General features: G+C 44.7%; 12 protein-coding genes. 3 read left to right on the top strand and 9 right to left on the bottom strand.

Going from position 1 to position 13,157, the window contains the following annotated elements:
- Positions 1-39 precede the first annotated feature (39 nt).
- On the bottom strand, positions 40-1,773 hold the full coding sequence (locus BWI96_RS16540) for a M14 family zinc carboxypeptidase (protein WP_106637709.1): 1,734 nt from the start codon (positions 1,771-1,773) through the stop codon (positions 40-42).
- 554 nt (positions 1,774-2,327) lie between these two features.
- On the opposite strand from BWI96_RS16540, the gene BWI96_RS16545 reads away from it, so the two are divergent.
- The gene (locus tag BWI96_RS16545) at positions 2,328-4,046 is read left to right on the top strand and encodes an alpha-amylase family protein (RefSeq protein ID WP_106637652.1); all 1,719 of its coding nucleotides are present in this window, start codon (positions 2,328-2,330) and stop codon (positions 4,044-4,046) included.
- A 71-nt stretch (positions 4,047-4,117) separates the two neighbouring features.
- On the opposite strand, the gene groL is transcribed toward BWI96_RS16545, so the two are convergent.
- Together groL and groES are read right to left on the bottom strand one after the other, a co-directional pair.
- Positions 4,118-5,743, bottom strand: coding sequence for a chaperonin GroEL (gene groL, locus BWI96_RS16550; protein WP_106637653.1), 1,626 nt, complete (start codon positions 5,741-5,743; stop codon positions 4,118-4,120).
- Between the two features lie 71 nt (positions 5,744-5,814).
- Entirely contained in the window at positions 5,815-6,096 is a 282-nt protein-coding gene (gene groES / locus BWI96_RS16555; protein WP_106637654.1) for a co-chaperone GroES, read from the bottom strand.
- A 237-nt stretch (positions 6,097-6,333) separates the two neighbouring features.
- Here groES and BWI96_RS16560 point away from each other — a divergent pair, with 237 nt between their 5' ends.
- Positions 6,334-7,041, top strand: coding sequence for a hypothetical protein (locus BWI96_RS16560; protein WP_157830405.1), 708 nt, complete (start codon positions 6,334-6,336; stop codon positions 7,039-7,041).
- 67 nt (positions 7,042-7,108) lie between these two features.
- Here BWI96_RS16560 and secG read toward each other — a convergent pair whose 3' ends face one another.
- The 5 genes from secG to miaB form a co-directional block, all read right to left on the bottom strand.
- Positions 7,109-7,477 carry a preprotein translocase subunit SecG gene (gene secG / locus BWI96_RS16565; protein WP_106637656.1) on the bottom strand — a complete coding sequence of 123 codons (369 nt, stop codon included), beginning with the start codon at positions 7,475-7,477 and terminating at the stop codon, positions 7,109-7,111.
- 28 nt (positions 7,478-7,505) lie between these two features.
- Positions 7,506-8,219, bottom strand: coding sequence for a hypothetical protein (locus BWI96_RS16570; RefSeq protein WP_106637657.1), 714 nt, complete (start codon positions 8,217-8,219; stop codon positions 7,506-7,508).
- Between the two features lie 202 nt (positions 8,220-8,421).
- Positions 8,422-8,949, bottom strand: a complete 528-nt coding sequence (locus BWI96_RS16575; protein WP_232793771.1) for an LptE family protein — start codon at positions 8,947-8,949, stop codon at positions 8,422-8,424.
- Positions 8,930-10,219 (bottom strand): sigma-54-dependent Fis family transcriptional regulator, encoded by a 1,290-nt coding sequence (locus BWI96_RS16580; RefSeq protein ID WP_106637658.1) that lies wholly within the window; start codon positions 10,217-10,219, stop codon positions 8,930-8,932. Before BWI96_RS16580 ends, BWI96_RS16575 begins: the two co-directional genes overlap by 20 nt.
- Before the next feature lie 87 nt (positions 10,220-10,306).
- The gene (gene miaB, locus BWI96_RS16585) at positions 10,307-11,734 is read right to left on the bottom strand and encodes a tRNA (N6-isopentenyl adenosine(37)-C2)-methylthiotransferase MiaB (RefSeq protein WP_106637659.1); all 1,428 of its coding nucleotides are present in this window, start codon (positions 11,732-11,734) and stop codon (positions 10,307-10,309) included.
- Positions 11,735-11,963: 229 nt separating this feature from the next.
- Here miaB and BWI96_RS16590 point away from each other — a divergent pair, with 229 nt between their 5' ends.
- Positions 11,964-12,689: a hypothetical protein gene (locus tag BWI96_RS16590; RefSeq protein ID WP_106637660.1), complete on the top strand. Its 726-nt coding sequence runs from the start codon at positions 11,964-11,966 to the stop codon at positions 12,687-12,689.
- Positions 12,690-12,720: 31 nt separating this feature from the next.
- Here the strand turns inward: BWI96_RS16590 and BWI96_RS16595 are convergent, their stop codons facing one another.
- Positions 12,721-13,152, bottom strand: coding sequence for a hypothetical protein (locus BWI96_RS16595; protein WP_106637661.1), 432 nt, complete (start codon positions 13,150-13,152; stop codon positions 12,721-12,723).
- Positions 13,153-13,157 lie beyond the last annotated feature (5 nt).

Raw genomic sequence — 13,157 nt, forward strand, 5'->3', positions numbered from 1 at the left:
TTTTCCCCGGTTTCAACCTTTATAACGATAACTTTGACTTTAACGGAGTACTCTATATACGGGATAACGGAGGTGTTCGGGTTCGTAGTAGGGCGAAAGCCGATACACAAAATCCAGTTGAGCCCGACCATTTTTAGCAAAGGCAGGATCATTCGCCCGCTTTTCCTCTAGTTGCTTTTTTACTTCGGGATGGGTCTTGAGGAACTCCGCCGCGAGGTCTTCGAAAACATAATCTGAATACCCTTCTTTTTGCTGTAAAATGGAATCAAAGAAGTTCCAGGCAAAAAAACCTTCGGGGCTGGTAGGTTCCAGCGTTTCAATGATATACCGATTCTTGTCCTGATTGCATTCGATGTAATAATCACCTTTTCGGAAATGAATTTCCTGCGTTTTTGAACTCACTTTCACGTCCGTGTGCGGGTAATGGCCCTCATACGCTCGTGGGGAAGTTTGGTAAGATTCAATACGATAGGCTTCCACAGACATCGTCTGATCTTTTTCCAGACGCTTCATGACTACCTTATTCATTTTCAAACGTTCGATCACAGGCCACCACGCTTGGGGAATAAGGTAGGCTTTGGGCTTTTGAACGGTAACCGTCGGTACAAAATAATCATAATACGGCACGCTCATCTGAAAAGGTTTGGAGCGATCATAATACAGCCGGGGTTGACCCGAAACTTCGCTGGGCTTATACCCATGCTCATAACCCAGAAACTCAATCGTACGCGAACGGGTAGTGTCCTTCTTCCAGGCTAAAGGAAAGATTTGCTGCGTTTTCACGGCTTCTTTGGCTTGTTTTCGCAGGGTTAGGATTTCGTTAGCATTTGTTACTGTGAAGTCCAGATAGATTTTTAATAACTCATACGTAGACTTTACCCGCTGGTCGTAAGACTTCAGCATGTGTGTTTCAGGCATGAATCCCAGCGTCTGAAACAGAGCGGCATAACCCGTTGAGTAGCGAGGGTAATCAATAAATCCGCTGAATCCTTCCTTGGTAACATTGGGGCCGAAATTCGTCACGTATGGAGTCATGGGATAACCCTTCTCCTGCATTTTCTGATAGAGGTAAGGCTCCATTTTCGTATGCAGGAACTCCCCTAAAACACCGCCCATTTTACTATGCTGCGTGGCAATCAGGGTCATGACGTGTTGATAATCAGCTCCGTTACTTACGTGCGTATCTACAAATACATCAGGATCAACCTGATGAAAAATTTCGGCAAAGGAGGTCGCATTTTTACTATTTGCCTTTACGAAATCCCGGTTTAAATCATAGTTCTGCCCATTGGCCCGAAACCCGTACGCATGAGGCCCATTCTGGTTCGCTCGACTAAAGGAATTCCGATTCAAAGCTCCGTCGATATTGTAGAACGGAATTATACACAGCACCAGATGGTCTGGCAGCCTTAATCCATCTTTTTCGGTTAATAGATTCCGAAGTAATAACTGACAGGCATCCACACCATCGGGCTCGCCGGGGTGAATGGCATTATCAATCAGCAGAATGGCTTTGCCTTTTTTTCGCTGTTCGGCCAGATCGAAATTTTTGTCTTTGCTCACCACAATCAAGTGCAGGGGTTCGCCCGAATCAGTTGGCCCCATGGTTCGCATCTGAACCTGTGGATACTGCTGATCCAGTTGCTGAAAATAAGCCATACCCTGCTCGTAAGTTGGGGTTTCGGCTCCTTTCGACTGCTCGAAAATAGTTTGTTGGGCGGAGGCCATAGACCAAGTAAAGAAAGTGCTGAGGAAGAAAATAACCCGTTTCATACCCATAAATAAGGAAAAACGAGGAAAAGAAAAAGATTTAATTCGACCAAATCAAAGCATTCTACGACTCGCCATTAGTTTTTGATTGTAAGCGAACAATTAATTCTATTCATTTTTGCGGAAAAGCTGGTCGGAGCATGCTGGCAGCAACCACTCCCTCATGATAGCTATGATTTCATGGCCTGGGGTAGTGCTGCCAGCGAAAAAGCTGGCAGCGGCCACGTTGGCAGCTACAATGCATCTAGTTTTTCTGAGCGGATAGGTAGGTCATGCCGCTACCAGCTTTTCCGCTGGTAGCAACCATTTCCTCACAATGCTATGATTTCATGGTCTGAGTTAATGCTCCTAGAAAAAAGCTGGCAGCGGTCACGCTGGCAGGAGAGGGCCGTATATTCAAAAGATTCAGACTTAAAATAAGCCTCTTCAAAGTCAAGTAACGAAGCCACCCTTCTTTGCTCTTCATTAGTATGGGAAAGACCGTTCGTATCATTTTTTATAGAGAAATGATAAATCAATCATGAAAAAAAGGTCTTAACCCTGTTTCTCCGCACTCTATGAAAAAATGGATAGTTCTACTGTCAGTTCTTACCCGTACGCTTGCCTTTTCGCAATCTGAACCTTCGGCTCCTCCGGCACCTTTGCCTACCGATTTCATGCAGGAATTATGGTACAAAAAGGCTCTGATCTATAACCTGGATGTGAAAGTTTTTAAAGATTCAGATGGAAACGGCTTTGGAGATTTCAAAGGATTAACCCAACAACTGGATTACTTGAAATCACTGGGAGTGAACGTTGTCTGGTTAGCCCCGTTTCATCCTTCACCACTGGAAGACGATGGGTACGACATTGCCGATTACTATAAAGTTGACCCCAGAGTGGGTACAGAAGAGGATTTTAAACAGTGCATTCAGGAAGCAAAAAAGCGTGACATCCGCATTATTACGGATTTGGTCATTAATCATACTTCCAACCAGCATCCCTGGTATCAATCGGCCCGGAAGGATAAAAACTCTCCGTATCGTAACTGGTACGTTTGGTCGAAGGAACGCCCGAAAGATGCGGATGACGGAATGGTTTTCCCCGGCGTGCAAAAAGAAACCTGGACTTATGATTCACTGGCTCAGGAGTATTACTTTCACCGATTTTACGATTTTCAACCGGATCTGAACGCTCAGAATCCAGAAGTTGAAACGGAGATCAGAAAAATCGTCAAGCATTGGCTGGATTTGGGCGTTGCTGGGTTTCGGCTTGATGCTGTGCCATTTTACATGGAAATCCCCAAAACCAATATCAAGAATCCAACCTTGCAGTTTGATCTGCTGTATCAATTGCGGCAATTTATTCAATGGCAGAATGGGCAGGCTGTGCTCTTAGGCGAAGCCAATGTCGATCCGAAAGAAACTGAAAAATTTATCGGTAAATATGGTGAAGGCATTCAGATGATTTTCAACTTTTACGCAAACCAGTATCTGTTTGCGGCTCTGGCTACGGAGAATACCGAGAAATTTATCAAGGCTCTGGTGGATACCCGTCAGATTGCACCGACGAGCCAATGGGCCTGGTTCCTGCGAAATCATGACGAAATTGATTTAGGACGACTGAGTAATGAAGACCGCGAAAAGGTCTATGCTCGATTTGGACCTCAGAAGAATATGCAGTTATACGATCGAGGGATTCGTCGGCGACTGGCTCCGATGCTGCATGATCGGAAACACGTTGATCTGGCGTACAGCTTGTTATTCTCTTTACCAGGCACACCTAGTTTGCGTTACGGCGAAGAAATTGGCATGGGAGATGACCTTAGTCTGATAGAACGAAATTCAGTACGAACGCCAATGCAATGGTCAACGGCTAAAAACGCAGGTTTTTCTACTTCTAATCAGCCTTTTCATCCGGTTATTAATCAGGGCGAATATGGTTATCAGAAAGTGAATGTAAGTGCCCAGGAAAAAGATCCTAAATCGTTACTGAATCACGTGAAGAAGTTAGTAAAGCTGCGTGAAGAATGTCCAGAAATTGCGTTGGGGGAATGGACGATTTTGCCCGCCTCAACGGATCAGGTTTTGGTGATGAAATACGACTGGAAAGGAAAATCAGTGATCGTAGCTCATAATTTCAGTAAAGACAAAAAATCGATTACGCTGGGTTTGAGCGAATGGAAAGGTAAAAAGCTGCAAAATCTGATGAGTAATGCTTCGGTAGCCTCCACTTCCAATGATACCTATCCGGTTACGCTGGAGGGGTATGGGTATCAGTGGTATCGACTGAATTAACCTATATATTAGCCAACAAAAAGCCCCTTCAGTTTTCTGAAGGGGCTTTTATTAATATTGGAAAGCTGAGATTACATCATGCCACCCATTCCGCCAGGACCGGCAGCAGGAGCAGGATTATCTTCAGGCTTGTCAGCTACTACACATTCGGTAGTTAACAGCAGACCTGCTACAGAAGCAGCGTTCTCCAGAGCCAGACGAGTTACTTTCGTAGGATCGATGATACCTGCTTCGATCATGTTTTCGTAACGATCTTCGCGAGCATTGTAACCGTAGTCACCCGTACCTTGTTTCACGGCATTGATTACTACAGAAGCTTCGCCACCAGCGTTACCTACAATGGTACGAAGAGGAGATTCAACCGCCTGACGGATGATGTTGATACCTGTCGTTTGGTCGTCGTTTTCGCCTTTGAAACCTTCCAGAGCTGATACGGCACGGATCAGAGCTACACCACCACCCGCTACGATACCTTCTTCAACCGCAGCACGAGTCGCGTGAAGAGCATCGTCAACGCGATCTTTCTTCTCTTTCATTTCCACTTCAGTAGCAGCACCAATGTACAGGATAGCTACGCCACCTGACAGTTTCGCCAGACGTTCCTGAAGTTTCTCACGATCGTAATCAGAAGTAGTGTTTTCGATCTGAGTTTTGATTTGGTTCACGCGAGCAGTGATATCGTCTTTGCCACCCACGCCGTTTACAATCGTCGTGTTGTCTTTGTCGATAATGATTTTCTCAGCCTGACCTAAATATTCGATAGAAGCGTTTTCCAGTTTGAAACCACGCTCTTCGCTGATAACCGTACCACCCGTCAGGATCGCGATGTCTTCCAGCATAGCTTTACGACGATCACCGAAACCAGGAGCTTTTACGGCTGCTACTTTCAGGGCACCACGGATTTTGTTTACTACCAGGGTAGCCAGAGCTTCACCATCCACGTCTTCCGCAATGATTACCAAAGGACGACCGGTTTGAGCTACTTGCTCCAGCACAGGAAGAAGTTCTTTCATAGAAGAAACTTTCTTCTCAGAGATCAGGATGAAAGGACGCTCCAGGTCAGCTTCCATTTTGTCGGGGTTAGTCACGAAGTAAGGTGACAGGTAACCGCGATCAAACTGCATACCTTCTACGGTTTTTACTTCCGTTTCAGTACCGCGAGCTTCTTCAACAGTGATAACCCCTTCTTTACCAACTTTGTCCATCGCATCAGCAATCATAGTACCGATTTCGTGGTCGTTGTTAGCAGAGATAGTGGCTACCTGAGCGATTTCTTTAGAAGTGCTGATGGCACGTGATTGTGACTTCAGGTTTTCTACAACTTTTGCAACGGCTTTATCAATACCGCGTTTCAAATCCATAGGATTCGCACCAGCAGCTACGTTTTTAACCCCGATCGAGTAGATCGCCTGCGTTAATACCGTTGCAGTAGTCGTTCCGTCACCTGCCTGATCAGCCGTTTTAGAAGCTACTTCTTTCACGAGCTGAGCACCCATGTTTTCCAGAGCATCTTTCAACTCGATTTCTTTCGCTACCGAAACACCATCTTTAGTAATGGTAGGGGAGCCAAATTTTTTATCGAGGATTACGTTACGGCCTTTAGGTCCGAGGGTAACTTTAACTGCGTCAGCTAAAGCGTCAACGCCACGCTTCAGACGGTCACGGGCTTCGGTGTCAAAAAAGAGTTCCTTTGCCATAGCTAAAAGAATTTATAATGTGTTGGAATGTGAAGCAATCTTCACGTTGTGATGTAAAAAGGAAAATAAAATTAAGCAGTCAGGATCGCCAGAATGTCTGATTCCCGCATGATGAGGTAGTCTTTGCCGTCCGAAGAGATCTCGGTACCAGAATACTTACCGTACAATACGGTATCGCCTTCTTTTACAGTAACAGGCTCATCTTTTTTACCAGGACCTACGGCTACAACTACTCCACGTTGAGGTTTTTCTTTGGCCGTATCGGGAATGATGATTCCAAATGCAGTTTTCTCTTCTGCTGGAGCGGGTTCAACAAGAACGCGGTCTGCCAAAGGTTTAACGTTTACTGACATATGTGTGTAAGATAGATTTGTTAACTTTTTTGATTAACCATCTGGTTATGGTATGCATTCCTATGATTGTCGTGCCAAACCAGATAGTCTGTCAATTTTGCAGAGCCTTCTGCCAAAATCACAAAACTGCCTATAAACCAAAGGAATACCTAGTTCTTTCGAAAGATGAAGTAGAAAAATTTGGATATTACTGAAAAAGAAGTAGCTTCGAAAAGGATAAACGAAAACCAGGAGTTTATGAAAAAGTTACAAAAAACCTGGATTACTGATGGATTACTTGATTTCGAGTACAAAAAATATCAGCTTCTGGGGTATCTACAGCATGTCAACGACTCGTTTCAGGCCAGAAAATTATACCCTGAACTGTCAGATTTGCAGAATCATTACCAGGAAAGTGTGACTTTGCAGAAACAGCAACTGAAATGGTCAACTCAGATTCAGAAAAAATTAATCGGAATCGATCCGGAAAAACTGCAATTGACCTACGCCAGCGAATTTGAAGAACTAGCTCCGTTGCAGGAATTAGACGATATTCTTAGTTACGCCATCCCGCGACTCGGTTCAACGCTTTCGAAAGGAACGGAATTGCTGGAGACGGTTCAGCAGGAGTTATCCATTCAACCGATTGGGATCATGCCGCTTTTTCGTAAAGAAGGGTATTTGTTTGTGTACGAAAGTACCAACCGGGATTTACGCATTTATCAGTATAACGTACAACTCTTCGAATCGCACGTTCCACCCCGACGTCGGGTTGAAACGACTTTGGTGGAAGCTCGACGAAAGAATTATACGACTACGTTTGAGAGTATAAAGCTGGAGTTAGTACGTAAAAATCGGAATCTGCCAAACCCGGCTTCGTATCTGGTGGAAAGCAGGCTGGGTTATCCTATCGATGAAACGTTATTACCCATTGCCCGGCAGAAGATCGCCGAGGAAGTAGAATAAGCACCTAAAGAAAAAGCCCTCACAATTCCTTGCGAGGGCTTTTTCTTTATATCTAGAAAGCTTACGATTACTTCTGAGGCTGTGCGGGCTGAGCCGGAGCAGGTTGTGCTGGCGTTGTTGCTGGAGCAGGCGTTGTTGGGCGGGGAGCTGGTACGGTAGCCGCAGGAGCTACGTTACCCAGGCCATCATCCATACCTGAAGAAACACTTTGACCATTCAGGAAGAATACAGAAGCCAGAGCGAAAACAGCAATGGCACCACCGAAACCCCAGGTCAGTTGCTCGAGCAAATCACCCGTTTTCTTTACACCAAAAAGTTGTTGTGAACCTGCTCCCGTAAATTGAGAAAGACCACCACCTTTAGGATTTTGAATCAACACCACCAGAACCAGTAAAGCGGCAAATACGATGGAAGCAATAATCAGAGTAGCAAACATTTTATGAAAGTAAAAAATTAATGTCCGGTTAGGATAAAGGCGGGTTGTTTTTTAGGGCCTCTATTTTTTCTGCAAAGTACGTCTTTTTTTCGGGAAACTTCAACTGTAGTTTTTCATAAACTTCAATCGCTTTTTCAGTTTTTCCCTGACGAGCCAAAACTTTCGCGTAGGCTTCTGTAACTGGCGTGCTATGGGATTGCTGTGGTTTTTGAGCTAAATCCACCTGAATTTCTTCGGGTTGACCTAGTTTAGCCCGTAAGGGCCCAATGCGTGGCTCAGCCTGAATGAAGCGGTCAATAATAGAAAGCTGATCCAGAGGATTACTTTCCTGGGGTTCGGTTTCTGGTTTTTCTTCGTTCTTTTTTAACAAGACTTCCGAATAATCGAGACCCCGCAGGGCCTGAACCGGATTAATTTCTTCGAAAAATGGTTTGGTACTTACTTCCACCACTTCCCGGGCGTGGCGGCGGGTGAAGGGTAGGGCCTGATCCGTCGTTGGGGTGGATTGAGGAAAATCGCCTTCCATGAATTTACGTAACGCATTTCGGCTCAGAGCATAGGCCGCTGCTTTACGCAGGCTCGCCTCGGCTGACTTCGAGTCATGCGTGTAACCCTTTGCCAGAAGGACGTGTCCAGTCTGACAAAAAGGGTAATGTTCCACCAATTGCTCCAGATAAACCAGATCATCAGAGGAGAGTTCGCTCGGATTTGTTACGAGGTATGAAAAAGTATCACGTTGCATAATTGCCTACCGCACCAGGGAAAATTCGAAAAGATTAACTTCTAAGATACATCATTCACGAATCGATAATCAATAGTCTGCTTGTGTACTAAACTTCTATATTCTAAAGTTAAAGTTTATTTAAGAAATTATAAACAGCTAAAAATAAAAAAGTTGTCCGAAAATTCTTCGGACAACTTTTTTTAAATAAAAATAACTATTTCTACCAGTCTCCAGCCGTTTTACTGAAAATATCCAGAATAATCTGATCCAGGATGGGTGGAATTAACTGGGCTTCGACCTGATTTAAACTTTGATTCTGGGGGAAATCCCGAAAGAAAGAAAAGGGCTGTTCAAAGTTACTGGACTCGTCCTTGTTATTCGTAAACCGAACGGTTACCGTTATGTTCAGCCGGTTCAGACCCGCTTTATCTTGGGCCGTTGGAGCCTGAGGCGTTACTTCGTAGTTAGTAATGGCCCCTTCCAGAACCAGATCTCCGTCGCCTTCAGGCCGTAATTGTAACCTCGTGTTTCGCTGGAAATATTCTTTTAAACTTTCCGTGAATGTCGTTGGTAGCGTAGCGGGCCCACCGGCAGCATTCATGACGAAGTTATTAATCGTGATCGTTTTCAAATCGGACGATAACTTCCCGCCCGGAGAGAAGGAATAAGGGCCACAACCCGAAAACAGAACCGGGATTAAAAGGACCATGATAAGCGAGCGAAAGCTCTTACTCTTCGTCGATTTCATACTGTTTGATTTTCCGATATAAGGTACGTTCGGAGATGCCAAGAGCCTGAGCTGCATTTTTTCGTTTATTACCGTTTTTTCGCAGAGCTTTAATGATCATTTCTTTTTCTTTCTTTTCCAGGGAAAGCGATTCGTCCTCGCTTTCTTCCGTTACATCCACAAAGGACGGTTCGTTGGAAGAGTCAATCGAAAAAACGCTCGGGCTCTGATTGCTGGTAGTAGAAACGGGTAAATACCGCGTTGGGGTATTGGGTTCACTAAAATTAACAGGTTCGTCGTGAACACCCTGAAAAAGATTGGCGTGCTGACGCAAAATTTCACCATCTCCGGTACCGTTCTGAGCCATTTCAACGAAAAGCTTTTTCAGTTCGGTAACGTCGCGTTTCAGATCGAAAAGGACTTTATATAAAATTTCACGTTCACTGAAATCCTGATTCTGCGATTGCTGATCCCGGAAGACGTCGGGTAACGAAGAGCGTTGAGCGTCAGGAATGTATTTCAGAAGCGTACGTCCATTCACGAGTCTCTCTTCTTCCAGAATTGAAACCTGCTCGGCTAGGTTTTTCAGTTGACGAATGTTACCGGGAAACCGATAACTTAGTAATACTTCACGAGCATCTTCGGTTAACTGAATGGGACGAATCCGCTGGCGTTCACTGAAATCAGCCGTGAATTTTCGGAATAACATGAGAACATCATTCCCCCGATCTCTCAACGGCGGAACAAAAATGGGAACGGTATTGAGCCGGTAATACAAATCTTCCCGAAAACGTCCTTTTTCGACGGCCTGCATGAGGTTCACATTCGTTGCGGCTACTACGCGAACGTCCGTCTTCATAATTTTGGACGAACCTACCCGAATGAATTCCTTGTTTTCCAGCACCCGTAACAGACGAGCCTGCGTACTCAGGGGCATTTCTGCAATTTCGTCGAGGAAAATAGTTCCGCCGTCGGTTACTTCAAAATAGCCTTTCCGGGCATCGACTGCCCCGGTAAATGCCCCTTTTTCGTGACCAAATAATTCAGAATCAATGGTTCCTTCGGGAATAGCTCCGCAGTTGATGGCAATAAACTGGCCGTGTTTACGGGTAGAAAGCTGGTGAATAATTTTTGAAAAAGATTCTTTCCCACTACCACTTTCACCGGTAATAAGAACGGTCAGGTCGGTTGGTGCCACCTGAGCCGCAATTTGAATGGCATAATTCAGGGAAGTAGAATCGCCAATGATCCCAAACCGGGATTTTATAGATTGAATTTCTTGAGGCGACATGCAAATAGTGTAAAGAGTGAAGGAGCAGAAAATACAGGGAGAGCGGACCGGAAATCTTCCTGCGTTTTCGGTCCGCTCTATTCAAACTCAATCCTCTGATAAAACGGGTTCGCCTAACAGAGTGGCTGCCGTGCAATCGGTTACCAATACGTTGACGTATTGTCCTTTCTCAAAATGATGTTTCGGGAAAACGACTACTTTGTTCTGGTCGTTACGTCCCTGCAAATGTTCGGTGGAACGCTTGGATGTGCCTTCAACCAGCACGCGGTGTACTTTACCAATGGCCATCTGGTTACGCTCCATGCTATGTTGTTGCTGAAGAGCGATGATTTCATTCAGACGACGCTTTTTCACTTCTTCGGGAATGTCGTCTACGAATTTCTTGGCCGCTGGTGTGCCGGGGCGTTCGGAATAAGCGAACATATAACCGTAGTCATACTTCACATACTCCATCAGCGTCAGGGTATCGCGGTGTTCTTCTTCCGTTTCCGTGCAGAAACCAGCGATCATATCCTGAGAAATGCCGCAGTCTTCACCCAGAATCCGACGAATGGCATCCACCCGATTCATGTACCATTCCCGGTCATAAGTCCGGTTCATGATTTTCAGAACGCGGGAGTTACCACTTTGAGCGGGCAAGTGAATGTAGTTACAAACGTTGTCGTACTTTTTCATGGTGTACAACACTTCGTCGGTAATATCCTTAGGGTGCGAGGTACTAAAACGAACGCGTAAATCAGGGTGAACCAAAGCTACTTTTTCCAGCAGATGGGCAAAGTTGATGTGCTCGGTTCCATCTTCGGAAGTCCACTTATAACTATCTACGTTCTGTCCCAGCAGTGTTACTTCGCGGTAACCCTGGTTGAACAGTTCTTCTGCTTCTTTTACGATGGAATGAGCATCCCGCGAACGTTCGCGGCCCCGGGTAAAGGGCACTACGCAAAAGCTGCACATGTTGTCACAACCCCGCATGATGCTGATAAACGCGGTGACCCCATTGGTATTCAGACGAACGGGAGCAATGTCGGCGTAGGTTTCTTCCTTGGAAAGAAAAACGTTCACGGCTTTCTGGCCCGTCTCTACCTCTTCCAGCAAGCGGGGCAGGTCACGGTAAGCATCGGGGCCTACTACCATGTCCACAATTTTTTCTTCTTCCAGTAACTTAGCTTTCAGCCGCTCGGCCATACAACCCAACACGCCAATGGTAGTATCAGGCTTGCGACGTTTGAGACTGACAAACGTACTTAACCGATTACGCACTTTTTGTTCGGCGTTATCGCGAATGGCACAGGTATTCAGTAACACTAAATCGGCATCATCTGGACTGGAAGTCGTGGCGAAGCCTTTTTCACGCATGATGGAAGCTACGATTTCGCTATCAGAGAAGTTCATCTGGCAACCGTAACTTTCAATATATAACTTCTTTTTGCCCTGGGCACCTTGTTCATCTTCCAGTAAACGGGGAAGATCAATGCCTTGCTTATCTTCGGGAGTTAGAATTTCTAAGGTCTTCATGGATGCTCGGAGCCTTGAGCCTCAGGCTTTCGGCTTATGTGATAAATATGGAGTTCAGACGAAGCCACAAAGCTACAAAAAAACTGACAATCTGTCAGACAGTAGGAGGAAGTGATTTTTAAATACTTGTTTAAAAAAGCGGAAGGCTGATTAGGTATTTAGAGGATAAATAGCTTGAATGATAACCTTCGAATACTTTGTACCATAATAAGCAAAACGCAACTTTACGATGAATCACTCTACATCTGCTGCATTGGTAGCTAATTTTTGCCTAAACAACTTTACTGACTTAGATCAAGCAAAATTGGACCGGGAATACTATTATGCTCATCTGCCTTTATGCGTGGTTGATAGTGTGTTTTCTATGGGAGTAAAGTATGAATCGGTGCGTAATGTTGTGACTCGAATAAAAGGTTTCTTCCATAATACCACCTACCGCGAATTTGGATCTGAACCTAAAAGTACTGCCGATCAGATTTCGATTACTGAATTTCGGAGAAAGTTAGCAAATCAGACCCCTGAAGAACTGGCAACTCACGTATATGGTAACAAGCAACGCACCTCTAGTCAAAACGGAATTTTAAAAGCCGAAGCGGTTAACCTTTTCCTTGAGGTATTAGTAAAATATGAAGTTGACTATTTTCAGGATGTAACTAAGCTGATCGGTAACGGGGATTTTAAGAAGGATATAAAAAGGATTCCCGGTCAAGCTAGTGGAATTTGCCTTTCTTACTTTTTCATGCTGGCTGGTAACGATACGCTTATTAAACCTGACCGAATGGTAGAAGCCTTTCTTGAGGGTATAGTTGGTAGAAAATGTACACTTACGGAATCTCAGAACCTATTAGCAGAGGCGTCGAACTTGCTGTGTGAGCAGGGGTACGAGATGAATCCAAGATTACTGGATAATGTGATCTGGAATTACCAACGAAAGCTCGTCATAACCAAGGGTTAATTCGCTCGAACAAAATACTTTCCCAAGAAGGCTATAAGGACTTTCGGTAAATAATAAATAACCCCACTATCCAGAATAAAGGCGAAGGAAACGCAGCCGCAAAGCCAAGGGGGGAGATGCAAAAGAAGAATAAAATACCTCCCCAGCAACCTATGGTTAAAGATTTCTTCACTAATGAAATAGCAATAACCAACTGACCTGCGACTATGAATAGCAAAAGGGTAGTCGCGTGCGATTTAAAAAAGCCATTGATAAAGACTTTGTAGAAAGAGAAGAAAGCAAAATCAGCAAAAGATTGGTAAGCTTCGGGCGTGGTGAAAGCAGTATAGGCATTAACTATCGCTGCCGCAAAAAACATAACGGCGTAACAATAGCGAGCCAGGGTGACATTTTTTAAACTGCACACAGCCATACTAATGGCAATGCTATTACTTACTAGGAAGGCAATCCGCGTATGATCCATAAACG

This window comes from Siphonobacter sp. SORGH_AS_0500 (assembly GCF_002838835.1).
Lineage (GTDB): Bacteria > Bacteroidota > Bacteroidia > Cytophagales > Spirosomataceae > Siphonobacter.

What these genes read in the sequence shown, in the direction of transcription:
- BWI96_RS16540 (WP_106637709.1), bottom strand. Translation starts at nt 1,773, where the DNA reads ATGAAACGGGTTATTTTCTTCCTCAGCACTTTCTTTACTTGGTCTATG.
- BWI96_RS16545 (WP_106637652.1), top strand. Translation starts at nt 2,328, where the DNA reads ATGAAAAAATGGATAGTTCTACTGTCAGTTCTTACCCGTACGCTTGCC.
- groL (WP_106637653.1), bottom strand. Translation starts at nt 5,743, where the DNA reads ATGGCAAAGGAACTCTTTTTTGACACCGAAGCCCGTGACCGTCTGAAG.
- groES (WP_106637654.1), bottom strand. Translation starts at nt 6,096, where the DNA reads ATGTCAGTAAACGTTAAACCTTTGGCAGACCGCGTTCTTGTTGAACCC.
- BWI96_RS16560 (WP_157830405.1), top strand. Translation starts at nt 6,334, where the DNA reads ATGAAAAAGTTACAAAAAACCTGGATTACTGATGGATTACTTGATTTC.
- secG (WP_106637656.1), bottom strand. Translation starts at nt 7,477, where the DNA reads ATGTTTGCTACTCTGATTATTGCTTCCATCGTATTTGCCGCTTTACTG.
- BWI96_RS16570 (WP_106637657.1), bottom strand. Translation starts at nt 8,219, where the DNA reads ATGCAACGTGATACTTTTTCATACCTCGTAACAAATCCGAGCGAACTC.
- BWI96_RS16575 (WP_232793771.1), bottom strand. Translation starts at nt 8,949, where the DNA reads ATGAAATCGACGAAGAGTAAGAGCTTTCGCTCGCTTATCATGGTCCTT.
- BWI96_RS16580 (WP_106637658.1), bottom strand. Translation starts at nt 10,219, where the DNA reads ATGTCGCCTCAAGAAATTCAATCTATAAAATCCCGGTTTGGGATCATT.
- miaB (WP_106637659.1), bottom strand. Translation starts at nt 11,734, where the DNA reads ATGAAGACCTTAGAAATTCTAACTCCCGAAGATAAGCAAGGCATTGAT.
- BWI96_RS16590 (WP_106637660.1), top strand. Translation starts at nt 11,964, where the DNA reads ATGAATCACTCTACATCTGCTGCATTGGTAGCTAATTTTTGCCTAAAC.
- BWI96_RS16595 (WP_106637661.1), bottom strand. Translation starts at nt 13,152, where the DNA reads ATGGATCATACGCGGATTGCCTTCCTAGTAAGTAATAGCATTGCCATT.